Raw genomic sequence first — 20,101 nt, forward strand, 5'->3', positions numbered from 1 at the left:
TTTGTCAATACGTTCGGCAGGGGAGGGAGGTTTGAGATGAGGCGGACGGGGTGAAATTTTGCCGCTTGGCATGGCAAAAAGGTCTCTGATTTCGTATCATTATCATTGTCAGGTTTGACAGTCCGCCTGACGGGGATATTTGCAAATGCCATACGGCAAAGAAGAAATAGAGAGTCAACTGCGTTTGGGCGAGGACAGCCGATGGGAATTCAAGCAGATTGTGTTTGTCGGCGATGAGCCTAAAGGCCCCGGTCGTAATGATCTGGCCGATGAGATGGCGGCGTTTGCCAATGCCGGCGGAGGGGTTTTGCTCTGTAGCGTTTCCGATGAGGGAATACCGCAAACCATGTCCGGCAAGCAACTGGCCGGACTGGATAAATTTCTTGTGGAAACAGCCACCGATACTGTTAAGCCGCCCGTGCGTATAGAGACTCATCACAGAGAGCTGACCGACAATGTAAAAGTTTTAGTGGTTGATATCCCGAAGGGTGATTTTCTGCACCAAAGTCCCGGCGGCGCTTTCATTAGAGTGGGCAACAGCAAACGGAGGATGACAAGCGATGAGAGTCTGCGCCTCGCGCAAAGGCGCAGTCAGGCGCGATACCTGTGGTTTGACAAGCAGCCGTTGCCTGACACCGGATTCAAAACTTTGGATGAATCACTCTGGAAACCGTTGCTCAGCGCGGCGGGCGCGGCGGACCCCAAGGCGGCCCTTGAGAAACTGGCCCTTCTGTCAACCGATGATGCGGGAGTTTTAAGGGCAACGGTCGCCGGGGTCTTGTTATGCACACAGTCGCCGGAACAGTATCTTCCCAATGCCTGCATTACGGCCACCTGCTACAGGGGAACAGACAGGGCTTCCGGTCAGGCGGACGCGCAGGAGATTACCGGTCCGCTTGACCGGCAGATTGTCGGCGCAATGGCTTTTGCGTTGCGTAACATGCGCGTATCGGCTGATAAAACGCCCGCACGGGAGGATGTGCCGCAATACAGTGACAAGGCGCTGTTTGAGGCGCTGGTGAATGCGGTGGTTCATCGTGATTATCAAATTCGCGGGAGCAAAATCAGGCTTTCAATGTTCACTGACCGTGTTGAGATACGGTCGCCCGGCGCGTTGCCCAACAACTTGACGCTGGACAGCATGTCCGAGAGGCAGTCCACGCGCAATGAGGCGCTTGCTTCAGTATTGGGGCGAATGCCGGTAAAGGGAATTCAAGGTTCGGGTGAACGGCAATACTTCATGGAGCGCCGGGGGGACGGTGTTCCCACAATCAAGCGCGAAACCCGTGAATTAAGCGGAGCAGACCCTGAATACCAATCTATTGACGGCTCGGAAATTTCCCTCACGATTCCCGCCGCCCCGCAGGAAAGGAATGCCGCCCGGACAACGGTCACGGTCCGAATCGGCGATTTGCCCCTGCACGGTGTTGAACTGTTGCTTTTGTTTCCCAATAAAATCTGGAAGCAAGCCGCTACGGATGCGGCGGGCGTGGCGGCTGTTGACCTGCATACAACCAACTTGCCCATGACGGTGTTCGCCGCCGCCCCCGGTTATGCCGCTTATGTGGAACGGAACTGGGTGCCGGGCGCGGGAGCGCTAACAATTGAGATGAAGGAATTGCCGGGCGGCGGCTCGGATATTTTTCCGGAAGCCACGGGGCATTTGCCCGGACTCAAGGGGCGGCTGAACCCGATTCGTGATACGCATGACCGCACGTATCTGTATGCGTCCAACATTGCCGTTAACGAAGGACAGCAACAACCGGTTTCGTTTTTCCCCGGTGAAGAGATCGGGGTGATTGATGCCGACGGGTATGAACTGGCGGTGAAAATTGTGGATATAGTCGGTCGGTCGGCGTTGGTTGAATACGTGAATCCAAATTTCGGGACAAAATCTTAGTGTTGTGGTTGTAGGTCGTGCGACCCGTGGCGGTTTGGGCGAGACCTTGATTTTCGGGCTTGAAACCGCATTCGCGGGTGTTTTGTTTATACGCTTGGCAGGGGAGGGAGGTCTGAGATGAGGCGGACGGGGTGAAATTTGCCGCTTGGCAGAGTTGCGTCGGCTGATGTAACCTTGAAGCCATGCCGGACATAAACCCGAACATTCTTATATGGGCAAGGGGAGCAGCCGGGCTTGCGCCTGAGGGGGAATGAACAGTGGAAAAAGAACTTATTTACAGCCTGACAGAGACTTTTGAAGGTCATGCTCAGGAAACTGGGGGAGGCGTTGAATTCTGGCTGGCGCGGGACCTTCAGCACCTACTCGGCTATTCGGAATGGCGTAACTTTACCCTTGTTATTAGCAAAGCGAAAACCGCTTGTGAAGTGGCCGGGCAAGCCATTTCAGACCATTTTGTTGATGTCAACAAAATGGTTGATATTGGCTCGGGCACTCGGCGTGAGGTGAATGACATCATGCTTACCCGCTATGCCTGTTATCTGATTGCTCAAAACGGCGACCCCAGAAAGCCCGAAATCGCTTTTGCCCAGACCTATTTTGCTGTTCAAACGCGCCGAGCAGAGTTGATTGAGCAACGTCTTAGAGAATCTGAACGTCTGTCTGCCAGACAAAAACTGACCAAGACTGAAAAGGAACTATCGCATGTCATATATGAGCAGACTGGCGAAAACCGCAATTTTGCCCTGATTCGTAGCAAGGGAGACCAAGCGTTGTTTGGCAAGTCCACCCAGTCTATGAAATCGCATTGGAAGGTTCCCGCCGGTCGTCCGTTGGCTGACTTCGCGCCGACCATTGTTCTTAAAGCCAAAGACTTTGCCACAGAAATCACTATTTTTAATGCAAAAGAGCAACAAATGCGGACCGAGCGTGACATTTCGCGTGAGCATATAACCAACAACGAAGTGGTGCGTCAAACTCTCTTGGAGAGAGGTATAAGGCCGGAGACACTACCGCCGGGTGAAGACATCAAAAAAGTTGACAGGCGACTAAATGCGGAACGGAAAAAGTCTCTGCGAAACCCTGATAGCATCAACTCTTAAGAATGCCGACTGTCTACGACAACATAGAGAAATCTGCATGTGGGTAGCGGTAGAAGGACAAGGCAAGGTGTTTTGTTTATACGTTTGGCAGGGGAGGGAGGTTCGAGATGAGGCGGACGGGTTCTTGTTGAACTGTGGAGGACAGGCAGTTGTGGCGGAAAGCAGAGAGGGGTGTTTTGCTTTTTTGCCACTCGGCTATACACTAAAGGAGACATCTCGCCGTAGGTTGGGTGTCGGGAGTTCTATTTGAGCATGAGTGACCACTTCTTCAAATCAATCAGGGTAGAGAATTTCAGGGGTATAAAGTCCTTGCAAGCGGATAATCTTGCAAGGGTTAATCTTTTTGTCGGCAGGAATAGTTGTGGGAAGACATCTTTTTTAGAATCACTTTATTTGTTGACAGGAATGTCCAATCCAGAGTTAATAATTCGTATAGAAAATTTGAGAGGTGTGGCACTTGATATTTCCTCCGACTTGAAAGACTTTTTTTACGAGCAAAATCACGAGCGGGGATTGGTTCTGGTAGGCGACCATAGGTCAGGACTTCAGAGAAAATTGGAAGTTTGTCCGGCATATGGAAGTTTGTCAGGTGGGCAAGTGTTACCAGAACCCGTTAATGGCTCAATTGACAGTAATAAAGAAGGTTCTGTCCGAGCCAGAGTTTCAAGTTTTGAATCTATCCGTTCTTTGGTAGGGCTTAAGTATAAATTCAGTTCTGGTGAGGCTGGGAAAGAACATGTTGGTTGTGAAGCTCAAGCGGTATTCAGATTGCCTGGAAGGTCTGAATTCAATTTTAGTTTTGACGAAAAGTACAAAGAGACTCTGAGGGGTCTGTTTTTGAATAGTAGTTCCACTTTGTATGAGCCAAGTTTTGTTGACAAAATGATTAATAAAAAACTTAAGAGGGAAATGTTGAGTTGGCTTCAATCCATTGAGCCTAAAATACAAGATGTCACTATGCAATTAGGCGGATTGGTTGCCGTAGATATTGGGTTGCCAAACCTTATTCCGGTCAATCTTCTTGGAGATGGTTTAATGCGTATTCTGTATGTGCTTTCTGGTATCCATGCAATGGAAGATGGGATTTTAATGATTGATGAGATTGAAAATGGGCTACATGTTTCTTCTGTAAAGAATATGTGGCAGATGGTGCTTGAACATTCAGAAAAAGCCAACACGCAGGTCTTTATGACCACACACAGTAGGGATGTTATAGAAGCGCTACAAACAGTTCAGAGCGGTGGGTTGCTTGTCGAAGAAGACTCCGTTGCCTGTTTTTGGCTGGATAAACTTGACACTGATGAAGTTGAAGCGCGCAGATATTCCCCTAGTGACATAGAAAAGGCAATTGATGCCGGTATAGACATCCGACACTGAGATGAGCGCTTTTATTGTTGTTGAGGGGAAAGAGGATGAAGAGTTTTTGAATTCGTATATCCGGTTTTTGGGATTGTTTGATTCTGTATATTCATTGCGCGGGATTAACGGCAAAGATAATCTTGCCGGTTTTAGAAATGAACTTTCACCCAAGAGATTAAAAAGAGAAGGTTGTTCAAAAGTTTTGATTATTTTTGATGCGGACTCCAATTGTATTGAAACTGCGAACATCATAGAACAGAACCTCGCTTCCATTAGTCCCAATGGCATATTTCTTTTTCCTGATAACAAATCCGAAGGGATGTTAGAAGATTTGCTTGAGAAGATTGTCAGGCCGGAATACGAAAACATCTTTGAATGCTTTGAGCAATATAAGGAATGCCTGTCAGCCAAGAACTCAACATATAGACATCCTGATTTGAAAGGCAAGGTGTTTGCTTATATGGACGCATTGGAAAAGAACAGGGAGCAATGGTTCAAGCAGGAATACTGGGATTTTGATAGTAGTCATTTAGAGCCGTTAAAGGGTTTTCTCGAGAAGCATTTGGGTTGACATGTGATTTCTTCTTGCAAATCTTGCTTTTATAGTCGCTTCATGCCCATTTGATTTCTTTCTCAGGTTTGTTTTACACCCATTATTACCTCATTCCATTTTGGCTCTTGTCCTTCTTCAATTCTTTTCAGAATTCCGTCGCGACAGGCATTTTGAGTTTTTTCAAGAATGGAGTGATCTTCCCTACTCACTTCATCACGATAACTTGCATGTATCATCTTTGATGATAGGGTGTATATGCTACGGAACATATTAAAATATTCGCACCGTTCTTTAGGATTCGCGCCAAGATACCAAGCGCCATTAGTAGCAAGGCGAAAACTTAACTCCCCCTTATCACTACTTCCAAGGAAAAGTGCTTCCAGTGCAATTCTCAGGTCAATATAGTTGTCAGTATAGTTGAATTTAGACAGTTTGGATTTGACCCATCTGTGGGTGGCAATATTGAGGATTGTCATTTTAGTATGAAGACCGTAAAGTTTCATGTAGATATCCCAAGCTTGTGTCATGTGATGTTGTTCCACCTTTACGTAGTCATCTGCGCTTGGTACGCGAGGAGATCCATACCCGAAACTTCCATTATCCCTGAATGCTAACAAATACCCTAAATCATCCCAGCAAGTATCCCATGTTATGCAAGCATTGCGAGCAAGTGACAGTGCATTACAGAAGTTGTTTAGGTTTTTGTGTAAATTAAAATAGGAATGATCTCCGATTGAAGAGGTAATTTTTTTCTGAATACCCGATCTGTTTGACGGTTTGTAAAGTGCAGGTTGGATCGTAGAATCAATGGTCAGGATGGCACGATTACGAAGTTTTCCTATTCCATCGTGATTGTATATTGAATGGGGTATGAGTGCCAATAGTTCTTCAGTAGTGTTTGGCAGAGGCATGATTTCCATACCTTCTAAATTCACAGGTTCATCGGGCAACATTTTTTTGAACAATACTTTTACTTTGTAACGTATTGGTTCACCCGATATCCAACCAAACAATACTTTTGCTACAGTTTCTGGACCGAGAATTACAGATGCTTTAATAAGTGTTCGAGTGAAATCTATCAATGAGGGGGTTGCCATACCACCTGTTAAAGAAACTAAACCGCTGCCAATGGTATCACTTTCATAGTCTATGTATTGGCTTAATAATGGGCGAAGTTTGTTAGCAAGTTGCTCAAGGAAACTTTCAGATAAAATAGCTTTTGCATAGCCAACAATATAAAAGTTGTTATGTTCAGGTAGAGTATCAGATTGTTTATTTGGTTCATTATATGATTGTATTAGAGTTTTACACGAAATACTTTTGCTTGGTATTTCTATATGAAACTTTTTTGTTTTCTTCACTGCTTCAGTGAGAATTTGGATAGTTTCTGATTGCGTTACTATATGTTGATTATTTGTTGTTTCCTTCACTTTACATAACCATATGCCCATTCTTTTTGTTCATACGCCGCAGACCGCTCAGGGTTAGCGTATTGCTCTTAACTTTGTTGCAAGGTCCGCAAAGCAAAATCCGGTTAGAGATGTGATTGATACCACCATCGGCGCGGGGCGTGTTGTGGTCAAGTTCCAAATAGCGCGGGTCATCAAATGTCCGGTCACACCCTTGGCATTTCATGCCGTTTTGTTCTATAAGAAAATCAACCATCTGCGCCCTGCTCATACGCGATCCCTCTGGCTCGTAGACCTTCTTAACTGTGACCATGTAAGGCGCGTCTGTCTCTCCCTCGTCAGTACGTTCCGGCGGGGTTTCAATTAGGTGAATTTGCCCCTTGTTGAACAAGCCGGTTTTTTTACCTTCCGGCGAGATAAGTCCCTCTTGCGTCAGACGATCAATAACCTGCTTATGCGCGGTCTTCCAAATGTCTATGCCAACCCATTGACGACCAAGCCGCTCGGCGGCAATCGGGGTTGTCGCACACCCGCAGAACGGGTCAAGCACCATATCACCCTTTTGTGATGAAGCTTGAATGATTCGCTCATAAAGCGCGAGCGGCTTTTGTGTAGGGTATCCAGTGCGCTCCGGGTCTTTTTGTTGAAGATGATTGATACCCAGCCAAACATCGGACGGCAAAACAGGCTCATCATCGTAATATCTGTATTCCTTACCTGCAGACTTAATAGTTCGGTAGACCCTTCCGTCTTTATCCACATTCTTTTTCAGATTGTTCCATTTTTCCAATTTCTGACCGCACAGAGAACACTCATTTCTCGGAATGGAGATAGCGTCACCATTGAAGACTTTTTTCTTGTGATTTTTCGCATACCAAAACAACACATCATGCTTTTTGGGAAGAAAGTTCTTCGCTCTGCCCCCGCTTTCGTAATGCCATATAACCTCATTGATGAAGTTCTTTCTACCAAAGATGCCGTCCATGACCATTTTGAGATAGTGGGAAGCGGTAGGGTCGCAATGCAGATAAATCGAGCCACTGTCTTTCAAAACCCGCCGCATACCAATCAAACGCACCGCCATAAAGCAGAGGAACGCCCCCATGTCATCACCATAGGTTTTTCTTGAGTTCTCAATTGCCTCCATGACTTGTGGCCAGTCATCATTGATTTGATCCAGCCAAGATTCATGAACATCGCGCTTCCATGACCAGCGGTCTTGGAAGGACGCGCCCTTGGCGAGAGAGTCAGGGGTTGCGTGAAAGTCCCGCCCCTTGTTAAACGGCGGGTCGGTTGCTATCAGGTCAACGGACTGCGAGTTCATAGCCCGCAGGAAGTCCAGATTGTCGCCGTGAAAGAGTGTTCGGTTTTTGAAGTTTGCTGATGTATTACTCATATTCTTAACCTCATTAGCATGAAGACTTCAGCAAGTGTATGGCAAGCAACTGCTTAAGTCCTCACAGTTTACCACCCTAAAGAACTTTTTAGAAACTCTTGAAAACTTCTTCAATCCACCTTAAAGTTTTACCAAACGGGGGGCAATACTTTAATGGCATTCAGCGAAAGGAAAGTGGCCGAGATGGCGGCCTACTTTCTCCTTAAAACCGAAAAGGGGATTATGCCCCACTTGAAGTTGATGAAACTTCTATACCTTTCAGACAGAGAATGTTTCCGGCAACACGGCTTCTCAATGTCAGAAGACAAGATGGTCTCAATGCCCTACGGTCCCGTTCTTTCCGAAACCCTGAACTTGATAAATGGTGTTTGTCAGTCAACTCCAAATGGATGGGACAGCCTGATTTCGGACAAAGAGAATCATCAAGTCTCAGTTGACCCTAAAGTAAGTGTTGATGACTTACTTGAACTCAGCAGAGCGGAGATTGAGACAATGGATTCAGTTTGGGACAAGTTTGGGAGTATGAACCAGTGGGATATCGTGAACTACACTCATAATCACTGCCCCGAATGGGAAGACCCCGAAGGCTCTTCCCGCCCGATTGAACTTGACACTCTTTTCAAGGCGCTCGGTTTCAGCAAGATTCAGGCAAAAGCGCTAAAAGAACAGATAGCGGAACAGGAAGCCATAGACAGGATTTTTTCCGGTAGGTAGGGCGGTTGGTTGTCAAAGTTGTTTATCCCAATCAGGGGAGCAACTTATCTGTTGCCTACACCCGCAGAAAATGACCCGCATTCAAAACATCTTTTTGTTCAACTTACCAAACCCGTAAAACAACACGGTCACGAAATGGTTCTTCTGACATCATTTTCCACGAAGCGTCAGGGAGGTCGTTATGATAAAACTCGTATTATCGCAAAAGGTGAGAACAAGTTTCTCCGTCACGAAAGTTATGTTGACTACAAATACACCAAGATAGAGTCTGTTAAGGAGATCAGGGAACTGATTGAAACCGGAGAAGCAGAGTATAAGGAAGGTATGATTGAAGAAAAACTGGTTGAGTGGATATGTGAAGGTCTTTTTAAGTCAAAATACACTCCGAAGAAGGCGTTAGAGTTCTACAAATACGCAACCTCCAAGTAACTACCTCCTGACCATACCCGCTATTTTCCCCATCTCCTCAATTCCCAACCCCTTCGCCCCCGCAACAAACACCGCCCCGGCAACCGCAAGCGCCGCCGCAAGCGCAACCTCCTGAGGCGCGGCGGGGGAGGCGGCCTCATAAACAACCTTTGCCATAACCCCCGCTCCCGCTGACACCGCCGCAACCTTTACGCACCACACCCCGAACCCCCGCCCCGTTGCCTCTCCCACCCTGCCGCGCAACAGGCTCAGAAGAAGCAGGAAGTTAACCGCCGCCGACACCGAACTTGCAAGGGCAAGCCCCGTGTGCTTCAACCCGAACACAAATCCGAGCAGATATCCGAGCGCGAGATTGACCAAAAGCGCAACCGCCGCTATGCGGGCGGGGGTTCTTGTGTCCTTCAGGGCGAAAAATGCGGGCGCGGTTACCCTCATTCCCGCCACCGCCCACAGACCTGCGGCGTATCCCACAAGGGCTTGGGAGGAAAAAAGCGCGTCCGAACCCGTGAACTCCCCCCTCTCAAACAAAACCGAGCAGATTGGAGCGGCAAGAGCAATAAGCGCGGCAAGCGCGGGGACGGTTACAAAAAACGTCATCCTCAACAAAGAGCCGTAATGCTCCCTGAAACCGTCCATGTCCCCCTCAGCCGCGCGCGCCGACAGGCGGGGAAGCAAAGCGGTGGCTATGGCGACCGCGCCTATGCCCAGCGGGAACTCCGTCAGCCGTTCCGCAAAATACAGATACGACACCGTTCCCCTGTCCATGTGGGAGGCGTATTGAGTGTTGACAATGATGTTGATGTTGTAAACCGCCACGCCGAAAAGCTGGGGCAACATCAAGGCGCCGATTGTTTTCAGCAGGGCGGAGTGCTTGAAAATGTTGACAAAGCCGGGGGAGAGGCCGCGCAAGCGGAGAAACGGCACGTTTATAAAACTCTGCAACGCGCCGCCCGCAAGCACTCCCAGCCCCGCCGCAATTGCGGGGTCGCCCCAACTGCCGTGAAAGATTACAAGGGCCGCAATGAACGCGATGTTGAACAGCAGAGGCGCGATTGCGGGGGCGAAAAAATGCCCGGCGGAATTGAGAGCGCCCATTGAAACGGCGGCCACGGAGACAAATATCAGATAGGGAAACACCAGCCGCAGCAAATCGGTTGTGAGCGAGAAGGTTTCCGCATCAAAACCCGAAGCGAAAAGGCGCGTGATTTGAGGGGCGAAGACCAGCCCCAGCGCGGCGGTCAGCGCGGCGGCGGCGGCAAGGGCGGTAAAAACGGCGGAAAAACCCTCGCGCGCCCCGGCGGGGCCGCCGGTTTTGAGTTTTTCCGTGAAAACCGGAATGAACGCCGCCGACAGCATCCCCTCGGCGAAAAGCCGCCTGAGAAGGTTGGGTATGCGGAACGCCACATAAAACGCATCGCTCTGCGCGCCCGCGCCTAAAAAATAGGCGATGGCAACATCCCTGCCGTAACCGGCGACCCTGCTCGCAAAAGTCAGCCCGCCGACCGTTCTCCAGTCCCTCAACGCGCCCTTGCCGGGGTCAGCCGTCTCTCTCACCGCGTCTCCACAAAATCAAAGTCAACCTCGCTCCGCGCCCTCTCAAGGGCGTCTCGCGCCTCTTGCGCAAGTCCGCGCGTGGAAAAAACCCTGATGACCGGGTCGGACGGATTCTCCTCGCTTATCCACATCAGGTGCGAGTATCCGCCGAGGATTGAGTTGAATACCACGTTGTCTTTTCTGTTTTTGAGTTTTACGCTGAAGACTTTCAAACTGCTCCCCCGCTCTGCTGTTGCCTTGAGAGGACGGCAAGCATTATACTAACGGGCAATCAGATGAAAAACGCCTCATTTTCAACAGACAATGCGTGTTGCCACAGTCCGGTGATGCTTGATGAGGTGATATCCCACCTTCGCCCCGAACGGGGCGGCCTTGAACGGGGCGGTCTGTTTGTGGACGCGACCGTGGGAACGGGGGGGCATTCGGAGGCGATAATGTCGTCCGCGGACGCCGGGGCGCGGCTCGTCGGACTGGACGCCGACCCGGACGCCGCGCGCGCCTCGGCAAAGCGGCTTGAGCCTTTCGGCGACAGGGTTTCAATCGTCAACGCCAACTTCTCGGACATAGAAAATGTGCTTGAAAAACACGGCGCAAAAGGAGCGGACGGCATAGTGGCGGACCTCGGCGTGTCGTCCCGTCAAATCTTTGCGGGCGGAAGGGGCTTCAGTTTCCGCGCGGACGAGCCGCTTGACATGAGGATGGACACATCGCTCAAAACCACAGCGGCGGACATCGTTAACACGGCGGGCGCAAAGGAGCTTGCCGCGATATTCAGGGGCCTTGGCGAAGAAAGGTTCGCGGGCGCGGTTGCCTCCGCCATAGTGAAAAGCCGCGAAAAAGAGCCCGTGCTCACCGCCCGCGCCCTCGGTCTTATAGTTTCGGACGCGATTCCCAAAAAATTTCACCCGCCCCGCACACACCCCGCGACCAGAACTTTTCAGGCGCTCAGAATCAAGGTGAATGACGAGATGGGCGCGCTCAAAACATTTATGGAAAAAGCGCCGGCGCTTTTGAACGCCGGGGCGCGGCTGGTAGTCATCTCGTTCCATTCGCTTGAAGACAGGGTGGTAAAACGCGCTTTCAGTTTTTTCAGTTCGGATTGCGTCTGCCCGCCGGGGCTTCCACAGTGCGGGTGCGGAAAGACAAAGACGCTCAAGGTGGTTACGAAAAAACCCGTGAAACCGTCCGGGGGCGAGGTGGAACGAAACCCCCGGGCGCGGAGCGCCAGGGTGAGGGCGGCGGAGAGGGTTTAGTCCGGTGGGGGTAAAAAACGCTGACGCAAGGCGGCGGTGGCTTTTTCTGAAAAGGGCCTCCCTGTTTTTCAAAATTGCGGTTGTCGCGGCGGTCGTTATGGCCGCGCTTGCCGGGTATGTGCGCTTCAGGGTTGAGTGGCATACGCTTGCGCGGGAAAACGCCATGCTGATTGAAGAGGAGGAACGCCTGACGGAGGAGGTCGCCAAGGCGCAGTTGCGCTACAATGAGGTGTTTTCAAGCGGGCGGCTGACCGAGGCGGCGCGGAAAAGAGGGTTTCGCGAGCCCCGCCGCAGGGATTACATATACGAGTCGGAGGGGGCGGGCAGATGACGGGGCGCGGCAGGGCGCGGGTCGGGCGCGGCGGCTTTTCAAGGCGCGTCCGGGTGTGCCTTGTGATTTTCGGGGCGCTGTTTGCGGTCGTCCTATACAGGGCGTTTGACCTTCAGTTCCTAAACACCGGCAAGGCGAAGCGGTGGGCGCGCATACAGCAGGTTGACTACCACACCCCCCGCTCCAAACGGGGCGCAATCTACGACCGGCACGGCAACCTTGTGGCGTCAAGCCGCTTTGCGGACTCGTTCGCCCTGAACCCTCAGAAGATTGAAGACCCCGAACAGTTCGCCCGCGCCGTGTCCGGGGCGTCGGGGGTGAGTTATGAAACGGTTCTCCGGCGCGCCTCAAAAAAGAAACAGTCTTTCGTGTGGCTGACAAGAACGCCGCCCGAAGATGTCGCGGACAAACTGAGAGCGTTGAAACTTGCCGGGCTGGAGGTCCGCACGGAGCAGAAGAGGATATATCCGCAGGGCCGGCTGATGGGCCCGGTGGTGGGTTTTACCAACATAGATTCGCGCGGAATTGAGGGGCTTGAGTATTCCCTCAACAAGCGCCTTTCCGGCAGGGTCGTCAAAACAATGGTCAGCAGAGACGGCAGGGGCAACCCCATGCTGTTTGACGCCCCCGCCGCCCCCCGGTCAAACGGGGCGGACGTGTTTCTCACGGTGGACTCAAACATTCAGTATGCGGTTGAGGATGAACTCAGAAATGCGGTTGAAAAATTCGGGGCGGACAGCGCGAGCGCGGTGATGATAGAGCCCTCCACGGGACGCATTATTGCCATGGCGTCTCACGACGCCGTGTCCGGAGGGGGGGGAGGGGCGGACGCGCTTGAGTCTGAATCGGACGGCAAACGCCGCCGCGCGGGCATGAGAAACCTTGCCGTGCTGCACGCCTTTGAGCCCGGCTCCATAATGAAGCCCTTCCTTGTGGCCGCCGCCCTTGAGGAGGGGGCGGTGGAGAAGGACACGGTTTTTGACTGCGAGGGGGGAAGCCGCACAATAGGCAACACCACAATACGGGACTCGTCCCCGCACGACCGCCTGACCGTTACCGACACGCTGGTTTACTCAAGCAACATCTGCTCGTCCAAGATAGCGGAGATTCTCGGGGCGAACACGTATCACAGGTATCTGCGGGATTTCGGTTTCGGCCTGAGAAGCGGAACTCTCCTCCCCGGCGAGCACAGGGGCATTATCGCCCCGCCCCGGAACTGGGGAAGGGTCGGTCTGGCGACCATAGCGTTCGGGCAGGGCGTGAGCGTGAACGCGCTTCAGATGGCGGTTGCGGTCTCCGCGATAGCAAACGGCGGCTACATGATGATTCCCCGCATAGTTGACAAAATTGTTGACGCGGCGGGCAATGTGGTGTTTTCAAAAAAGCCGGAGGCGCGCGGCAGGGTGATCTCCTATGACGTGTCCCGCAAGGTGGCGGACATGATGAGAGAAACGGTTGAGCGCAGGCGCGGTTCGGGGCGGGCGGCGGGCACGGGATGGCGTGCGGCGGTGAGCGGATACACGGTCGCTGGAAAAACGGGAACGGCGCAGATAGCCGCCCCCGGAGGCGGCTACCTTGAGAACATCTACACAACGTCTTTTGTGGGGTTCGCCCCCGCCCGCAATCCGCTCATGGCGCTGGTCGTGGTGGTGAACAGGCCCCGGACAAAAAAATACGGCTCGCAGGTGGCCGCGCCCGTGTTTTCCGCCATAGCGGGCAGAACTCTGGGCATGCTTGAGTTGAGCGCTCCCGCCTCCGCCCCGGAGGACAAGCCGTTTCCCGCGCCCGACCTACGGGGCAAAAGCGTCCGCGATGTGGCGCGGTGGGCTTTCAGGGCCGGGGTTGAACTGCGCGTCAGCGGGCGGGGATTTGCCGCCGCCCAGAGCCCGCCCCCCGGCGCTCTGATAAAGAAGGGGGAGGTTTGCGAGGTCTCTTTTTCTGGCGGTTCAATATGAGGCGGGTGAGGTTTGAAGATATGTGCGCCGCCGCCGGAGCGCGTGTGTATGCGGGAGTTCCCGCGAAGGTGACCGGGGTGCGCGCCGCCTCCTCGGAGGTGTGCCCCGGAGACGTGTTTGTGGCGGTAAGGGGACGCCGCGCGGACGGGCACGACCATGTTCCCGAAGCGTTGTCCAGAGGGGCCGCCGCGCTGATAACCGGTAGGCGCGTCCGCGCTCCGGGGGTCTGTTGCGCCCTTGCGGAGGATTCAAAAAAGGCGGCGGGGCTCGCGGCGGATTTTTTCCACGGGCATCCGTCCCGCGCCTTTGCGCTTGTCGGCGTAACGGGCACTAACGGCAAAACAACGTTGTGCCACCTGCTCCGCCATATATGGGAGTCTGGCGGAACGGTTTCGGGGATTGTGGGAACGGTGCTTGTGGAATGCGGCTCGTTCAGCGGCGAGGCGACCCTTACCACCCCGGCGGTGACCGGTTTGCACGGGATATTTTCCCGCATGCGCTCCGAGGGCGCGCGCAGGGTCTGCATGGAGGTGTCTTCGCACGCCATAGAGGAGCGGAGGGTCAGCGGCTGTGATTTTGACGCGGCGGTTTTTACAAACCTCACCCCGGAGCATCTGGACTACCACGGCACTATGAGCCGCTATGCGGAGGCCAAGAAAAAACTGTTCACCGAAATACTTCCGGCAAGCGCAAAAAAAGACCGGTTTTCCGTCATCAACATTGACGACCCCGTAGGCGCGGACATAGCCGCCGCCGCGCCCGGCGAGGTTGTCACCTGCTCCGCCGGAGGGGCCGCCGCCGATGTGTCCGTATCCCGCGCGCGCCACTCCCCGGACGGCGTTGCCGCCACTTTGCAAACTCCGTGGGGGGCGCTTGATGTGGACTCAAACCTGATAGGCGGCCACAACCTTTCAAACATGGCCGCCGCCGTCGCCGTGGCGCTTCGCCTCGGCGAGCCGCCCGCCGCCGTGGCCTCCGCGCTCTCGTCTCCGGTTTTCGTGCCGGGAAGGATGGAGAGGGTGGGCGGCCCCGGCTGCTCCATAGATGTTTTTGTGGACTACGCCCACACGGCGGACGCCCTTGAAAGGGCGCTTGCCGCCGTCCGCCCGCTTTGCTCCGGAAGGGTGTTTGTGGTGTTCGGGTGCGGGGGCGACCGCGACAGGGCAAAGCGCCCTGAGATGGGGCGCGTTGCTTGCGAGGGGGCGGATGTGGCCGTCATCACCTCGGACAACCCGCGGGGGGAAGACCCGGCGGCGATAATCGGCGAGATAAAGAAGGGAATGAGCGCGGGGCGGGGCGGGGCGGTCGGCATAGAGGACAGGCGGGAGGCGATAGGCCACGCCATTGCGGCCGCCGCCGCCGGAGACCTTGTGCTCATAGCGGGCAAGGGGCATGAGACCAGCCAGATTGTGGGCGACAGGCGGCTGCCTTTTAACGACAGGGAGGCGGCGGCGGAGTTTCTCAAGGGTAGGGGGGAGCCGGTTTGATAAGCCTTGACACCGTTCTTGCCGCCACGGGCGGGCGCGCGTCCCCCGCCTGCGCGCGGGCTTTCCGGAGGGTCTCAATAGATTCGCGGACCGTGCGCGCGGGCGACCTTTTTTTTGCCGTCAGGGCGCAAAGAGACGGGCATGATTTCGTTGCCGCCGCTCTGGGCGCGGGCGCGGGCGCGGCGGTTGTGGAGGACTCAAGCGGCCTGTTTGAAATGCGCCGCACGGACGCGCTCATCTCCGTTCCCTCAACCGTTGCGGCTCTGGGCGACCTGGCACGCCTGTGGAGAAAGAGCATCGCGGGGATGAAGGTTGTCTGCATTACGGGCTCAACCGGCAAGACCACCACCCGCCGCGCGCTTGAGGCGGTTGTCGCCTCTTCGGGGCGCGAATTTGTGGCGGGCAAAAAAAGTTTTAACAACCATCTGGGGCTTCCGCTCACCCTTCTTGAGGCGGGCGGGGGGTGCGGGGTCTGCCTTGCCGAGGCGGGCGTCAACTCCCCCGGGGAGATGGCGCGGCTTGCGGAGATAGCCTCGCCGGACATGGGCGCGGTGACCAACATAGGCACGGCGCACATAGGCAACTTCGGCAGCAGGGAAAAAATCGCCGGGGAAAAGGCGCGCCTTTTTGAGGGCTTTGGAAAGGAAAGCCGCTTTGCCGTCAATCTGGACGACCCGCTTGCGGCGGGCATCGCGGCGGGTCTTTCATGCCGCAAAACATCTTTTTCCATGCGCTCCCGCTCTGCCGACGTGAGCGCCTCCGGCGTAACGCACTCAACCGGCCGCATGGATTTCAGTCTTCTGCTCGGCGGTCGCGCCTTTCCCGTCAGCGTCCGGGCGGCGGGGGAGCACAACGTTATGAACCTTCTCTGCGCGGCGGCGCTCGGCCTGTGTCTGGACATACCGCCCGGCGTTATCGCCGAAGGCGTCCGCCGGTTTGAGCCCGCCGGGATGAGAATGGAGGTGCTCGGCGGTCGCGGCGGTCTCACCCTGATTAACGACTGCTACAACGCCAGCCCCGACTCGGTTTCCGCCGCATTGCGCGAACTTTGCAGGCTCAAACAGGCCGCCCCTACGGGAACGGGGGCGGTGGCGGTTCTCGGAGACATGCTTGAACTGGGAGACCGGAGCGCGGAATACCACCGGGAGGCGGGGCGGGAAGCCGCCCGTCTCGGCGTGGATTTTCTTGTGGGCTTCGGCGGCATGGCGGATGAGGTTCGTGCGGGGGCGCCGGATGTTTCCTCACACTCGGCGGTGTCGCACGGGGACGCGGCTGATATAATTGCGTCCGTGGCAAAGCCCGGGGATATAGTTCTCATCAAAGGCTCGCGCGCGATGGAGATGGAAAGGATAACCTCCCTGTTGCGCCCGCAAGGAGGCGGCTCATAGGGCCGCGCGACCGCCGTGCTTTACCTTCTTCATCTTCTTAAAGACGACATCGCGCTTCTCAATGTGTTCAAGTATGTGACCTTCCGCTCTTTCGGAGCGGGTGTTTTCGCTTTCTTTCTGAGCGTGCTTCTGGGCGGCAGGGCCATATCGTTTCTGAACTTCAGCAGGATAAGGGAAAAGATTCGCCCCGACGGCCCCGAAGGGCACATGGCAAAATCTGGCACGCCGACCATGGGCGGCCTGTTCATTGTTCTCGCCGTTGCGCTTTCAACCCTGCTGTGGGGAAACCCGGCGGAGCCGGTGGTGATGTTTTCGGTCGTGTTCATATCGGTTTTCGGGCTCATAGGGTTTGCCGATGACCGTATGAAACTTTACGGCTCAAAGGGCATGAGGGCCGGGCTGAAGTTTCTTGTACAGTGCGTTGCGGGCGTTGTTCTGGTCATGGTTTTTCTCCGCATTCAGGGGGGGGAGTTTGAGATTTACGAGAGGGCGGGGCATGCGGCAAACGTGTATTCGTTCACATCGGTGGCATTGCCGTTTGTGAAGAGCGCGGTGTTTGAACTGGGCTGGCTTTATTTTGTGCTCGCCCTGCTGGTTATCATCGGCACTTCCAACGCCGTCAACCTTACGGACGGCCTTGACGGCCTTGCCATAGGGTCGGTAATTATCTCGGTGGGGGCTTACTACATTCTGGCGTTTGTGGCGGGCAACGCGACTCTCGCAAGTTACCTGCACATTCCCTACGTGCGGAGCGCGGCGGAGTTCGCGGTGTTTCTCGCCGCGGTCGGCGGGGCGTGCCTCGGGTTTTTGTGGTATAACGCCTACCCGGCGCGCGTCTTTATGGGAGACAGCGGCTCTCTCGCGCTGGGGGCGTCCATAGGGCTTGCGGCGCTTGTTACCAAGCAGGAGTCGCTGCTTGTGCTGATAGGCGGCATATTTGTCGCCGAGACGCTTTCGGTTATCGCGCAGGTGGGTTTCTTCCGCCTGAAGGGCAGGCGGCTGTTCAGAATGTCTCCCCTGCACCATCATTTTGAGAAGGCGGGCTGGCATGAGTCGCAAGTGGTTATCCGCTTCTGGGTGCTGTCTTTTGTGCTGGCCCTTGTGGCACTTGCCACCCTTAAGGTCAGGTGACTGCGGCTGTGGGAGCACGGGATGACATGGCTGTCAGGGGCGGGCGGTTTCTGGTTGTCGGCCTCGGAAAAACCGGCGAGGCCGTAAGCCGTTTTCTTGCCCGCGGCGGCGCGCGCGTTACCGCCACGGACTTGAGGGGCCCGGAAGAGATTGCGTGCGCGGAAGAGTTGCGCGCCATGGGCGTGACCGTTGCCGCGGGCGGTCACCGTGAGGCCGATTTTGTTTCCGCTGACACCGTTATTCTGAGCCCCGGAGTTTCACCCGACATTGCGCCCGTCCGCGCCGCGCGCGCCGCCGGGGCCGAGGTAACGGGCGAGGCGGAGTTTTCATTCCGCCTGTCCGGGCTTCCCGTTGTCGCCGTTACGGGCTCAAACGGCAAGACCACCACCACCGGCCTCATAGCGGCCATCCTGCGGCGTTGCGGCCGCCGCCCTTTTGTGGGCGGAAACTTTGGCGACCCCTTCATCAGCGCGGTGGAAAACGAGCGGGATTACGACCTTGCGCTGCTGGAGATGAGCAGCTTTCAACTCAAGACCACCTCCGCCTTCAGCCCGTTTGTCGCGGTTGTTCTGAATGTGTCTCCCAACCACCTTGACATCCATCCCGACTACGCCGACTATGTGGCCTCCAAAAGGAAAATGTTCGCCAATCAGACTCCGGAGCAATGGGCGGTGGCAAACGGCCGGGACCGCGAGGCGGCGGCGATGCCGGAAGGTTCAAAGGCGCGGAAGGTGATTTTTGACCGCTCCGTTTCCGGCCCGCGCCCGGGGTTTGTGACCGCGCGCGGACGGACGGTGTTTTTCAACGGCGGGAGTTACGACCTGTCTGGCTCAAAACTTGAGGGGGCGCACAACCTTGAGAACTGCATGGCGGCGGTCGCCGTGGCGGCAATCCTCGGGTGCGACCCCGCGCTCACCGCGCTTGCCGTGAGGGAGTTCAGCCCGCCGCCGCACAGGATGGAGTTTGTGGGCGAGGCGGGAGGGGCGCGCGTTTATGACGACTCCAAGGCGACCAATCCGGCCGCCACCGCCCGCGCCCTTGAGAGCCTTGCCGCCCCCGTGGTTCTTATCTCCGGCGGCAGGGACAAGAAGACCGGATACTCCGGCCTCCGTCCGCTGGTGGAGAACAAGGTCAGTTCCCTTGTGCTGTTCGGGGAGTCTCGCGCCGCAATGCGCGCCGAGCTTGGCGGCCTTGCAAAAACCTTCATTGCAAACTCGCTTGAAGAGGCGGTGCGCCGCGCTCTGGCCGATGCGGAGCCCGGCGGGTCGGTGCTTTTCTCTCCCGCCTGCTCAAGTTTTGATATGTTTTCCTCGTTTGAGGAAAGAGGAAGGGAGTTCAAAAGGATTGTTCACGCCCTTAAATAAAAAGAAGCGGCCGCCGGGGCTTGACTACACCCTGCTCGGCTTTGTCGCCGCCCTGTCGCTTGCGGGCGCGCTGATGGTTTACAGCACAAGTTCGGTTTACGCCCTTGAAAACCACGGCGACTCGTGGCGCTTTTTCAACCTGCAGATGGCCTATCTGGCGGTCGGTTTCGCCCTGATGTGCGCGGTTATGATGACGGACTACAGGCGGCTTAAGAAACTTGCCGTGCCCGCGTATTTTGTCGGCATTGCGCTGCTTGTCGCGGTTCTTTTTGAGGGGATAGGCAAGGAGGTGTTCGGCGCGAGAAGGTGGATAGTAGTAGGCGGCTTCACTTTTCAGCCGTCCGAGTTTGCCAAGTTTATGTTCTTCCTTTATATGGCGGAATCGCTGTCGCGCAAAGGTGATGTGATGGGAAGTTTCTCCCGCGGGGTCGCCCCGTATCTTATAACGGGCGGCGTTTATGCCGGGCTGATACTGGTTGAGCCGGATTTCGGCGCGGCGTTCATCATCATATCCGTCATGGGGATGATGCTTTTTACGGGCGGGGCGAAACTGTCGCACCTTTCCGCCCTCGCGGGCGGGGGCGTGCTGTTCACAATCCTTGCCGTCATCATAGAGCCCTACAGAAAAGCAAGGCTGCTGTCATTCCTTGACCCGTGGGCAAACTATATTGATTCCGGCTATCAGGCGGTGCAGTCCATGGTGGCGTTCAGCCTCGGCGGGCTTTTCGGGCAGGGTCTCGGGGCGAGCAACCAGAAACTGTTTTTCCTGCCGCAGGCG

General features: G+C 55.1%; 18 protein-coding genes. 14 read left to right on the plus strand and 4 right to left on the minus strand.

The genetic code is table 11. The features are described 5' to 3' along the window. Positions 1–145 precede the first annotated feature (145 nt). The 4 genes from OXF42_06795 (at position 146) to OXF42_06810 (ending at position 4,930) form a co-directional block, all read left to right on the plus strand. Positions 146–1,900: a putative DNA binding domain-containing protein gene (locus tag OXF42_06795; protein MCY4047790.1), complete on the plus strand. Its 1,755-nt coding sequence runs from the start codon at positions 146–148 to the stop codon at positions 1,898–1,900. A 257-nt stretch (positions 1,901–2,157) separates the two neighbouring features. Next, positions 2,158–3,000: a DNA damage-inducible protein D gene (gene dinD, locus OXF42_06800; protein MCY4047791.1), complete on the plus strand. Its 843-nt coding sequence runs from the start codon at positions 2,158–2,160 to the stop codon at positions 2,998–3,000. A gap of 252 nt (positions 3,001–3,252) precedes the next feature. Beyond that, positions 3,253–4,377 carry an AAA family ATPase gene (locus tag OXF42_06805; GenBank protein MCY4047792.1) on the plus strand — a complete coding sequence of 375 codons (1,125 nt, stop codon included), beginning with the start codon at positions 3,253–3,255 and terminating at the stop codon, positions 4,375–4,377. A gap of 1 nt (position 4,378) precedes the next feature. After that, the gene (locus OXF42_06810) at positions 4,379–4,930 is read left to right on the plus strand and encodes a hypothetical protein (protein MCY4047793.1); all 552 of its coding nucleotides are present in this window, start codon (positions 4,379–4,381) and stop codon (positions 4,928–4,930) included. Positions 4,931–4,992: 62 nt separating this feature from the next. On the opposite strand, the gene OXF42_06815 is transcribed toward OXF42_06810, so the two are convergent. Both OXF42_06815 and OXF42_06820 read right to left on the minus strand, forming a co-directional pair. Further along, positions 4,993–6,342: a HEPN domain-containing protein gene (locus OXF42_06815; protein ID MCY4047794.1), complete on the minus strand. Its 1,350-nt coding sequence runs from the start codon at positions 6,340–6,342 to the stop codon at positions 4,993–4,995. A 1-nt stretch (position 6,343) separates the two neighbouring features. Further along, positions 6,344–7,717, minus strand: a complete 1,374-nt coding sequence (locus OXF42_06820; protein MCY4047795.1) for a DNA methyltransferase — start codon at positions 7,715–7,717, stop codon at positions 6,344–6,346. Between the two features lie 153 nt (positions 7,718–7,870). Between OXF42_06820 and OXF42_06825 the strand changes: the two genes are divergently transcribed. Next, positions 7,871–8,431 carry a Panacea domain-containing protein gene (locus OXF42_06825; GenBank protein MCY4047796.1) on the plus strand — a complete coding sequence of 187 codons (561 nt, stop codon included), beginning with the start codon at positions 7,871–7,873 and terminating at the stop codon, positions 8,429–8,431. A 9-nt stretch (positions 8,432–8,440) separates the two neighbouring features. Continuing rightward, a complete protein-coding gene (locus OXF42_06830) occupies positions 8,441–8,860 on the plus strand; it encodes a hypothetical protein (GenBank protein ID MCY4047797.1) in 420 nt (139 codons plus the stop codon). Here OXF42_06830 and murJ read toward each other — a convergent pair whose 3' ends face one another. Further along, positions 8,861–10,414, minus strand: a complete 1,554-nt coding sequence (gene murJ, locus OXF42_06835) for a murein biosynthesis integral membrane protein MurJ (GenBank protein MCY4047798.1) — start codon at positions 10,412–10,414, stop codon at positions 8,861–8,863. Next, positions 10,411–10,626 carry a hypothetical protein gene (locus OXF42_06840; protein MCY4047799.1) on the minus strand — a complete coding sequence of 72 codons (216 nt, stop codon included), beginning with the start codon at positions 10,624–10,626 and terminating at the stop codon, positions 10,411–10,413. Before OXF42_06840 ends, murJ begins: the two co-directional genes overlap by 4 nt. Positions 10,627–10,689: 63 nt before the next feature. On the opposite strand from OXF42_06840, the gene rsmH reads away from it, so the two are divergent. The 8 genes from rsmH to OXF42_06880 all read left to right on the plus strand — a co-directional run. After that, positions 10,690–11,667, plus strand: coding sequence for a 16S rRNA (cytosine(1402)-N(4))-methyltransferase RsmH (gene rsmH / locus OXF42_06845; protein ID MCY4047800.1), 978 nt, complete (start codon positions 10,690–10,692; stop codon positions 11,665–11,667). A gap of 4 nt (positions 11,668–11,671) precedes the next feature. Then, positions 11,672–11,998 carry a hypothetical protein gene (locus OXF42_06850; GenBank protein MCY4047801.1) on the plus strand — a complete coding sequence of 109 codons (327 nt, stop codon included), beginning with the start codon at positions 11,672–11,674 and terminating at the stop codon, positions 11,996–11,998. Beyond that, the gene (locus OXF42_06855) at positions 11,995–13,953 is read left to right on the plus strand and encodes a penicillin-binding protein (protein ID MCY4047802.1); all 1,959 of its coding nucleotides are present in this window, start codon (positions 11,995–11,997) and stop codon (positions 13,951–13,953) included. Before OXF42_06850 ends, OXF42_06855 begins: the two co-directional genes overlap by 4 nt. Before the next feature lie 5 nt (positions 13,954–13,958). Continuing rightward, positions 13,959–15,440, plus strand: coding sequence for a UDP-N-acetylmuramoyl-L-alanyl-D-glutamate--2,6-diaminopimelate ligase (locus OXF42_06860; GenBank protein MCY4047803.1), 1,482 nt, complete (start codon positions 13,959–13,961; stop codon positions 15,438–15,440). Then, positions 15,437–16,828: a UDP-N-acetylmuramoyl-tripeptide--D-alanyl-D-alanine ligase gene (locus OXF42_06865; GenBank protein ID MCY4047804.1), complete on the plus strand. Its 1,392-nt coding sequence runs from the start codon at positions 15,437–15,439 to the stop codon at positions 16,826–16,828. The genes OXF42_06860 and OXF42_06865 overlap by 4 nt, the downstream gene beginning before the upstream one ends. Before the next feature lie 15 nt (positions 16,829–16,843). After that, on the plus strand, positions 16,844–17,959 hold the full coding sequence (gene mraY, locus OXF42_06870) for a phospho-N-acetylmuramoyl-pentapeptide-transferase (protein MCY4047805.1): 1,116 nt from the start codon (positions 16,844–16,846) through the stop codon (positions 17,957–17,959). Between the two features lie 8 nt (positions 17,960–17,967). Further along, positions 17,968–19,323, plus strand: coding sequence for a UDP-N-acetylmuramoyl-L-alanine--D-glutamate ligase (gene murD, locus OXF42_06875; protein MCY4047806.1), 1,356 nt, complete (start codon positions 17,968–17,970; stop codon positions 19,321–19,323). Beyond that, on the plus strand, positions 19,274–20,101 hold an 828-nt coding region (locus tag OXF42_06880; GenBank protein ID MCY4047807.1), incomplete at its 3' end, for an FtsW/RodA/SpoVE family cell cycle protein. The genes murD and OXF42_06880, both read left to right, overlap by 50 nt.

The organism is Candidatus Dadabacteria bacterium (assembly GCA_026708565.1).
Taxonomy (GTDB): Bacteria; Desulfobacterota_D; UBA1144; order Nemesobacterales; family Mycalebacteriaceae; genus Mycalebacterium.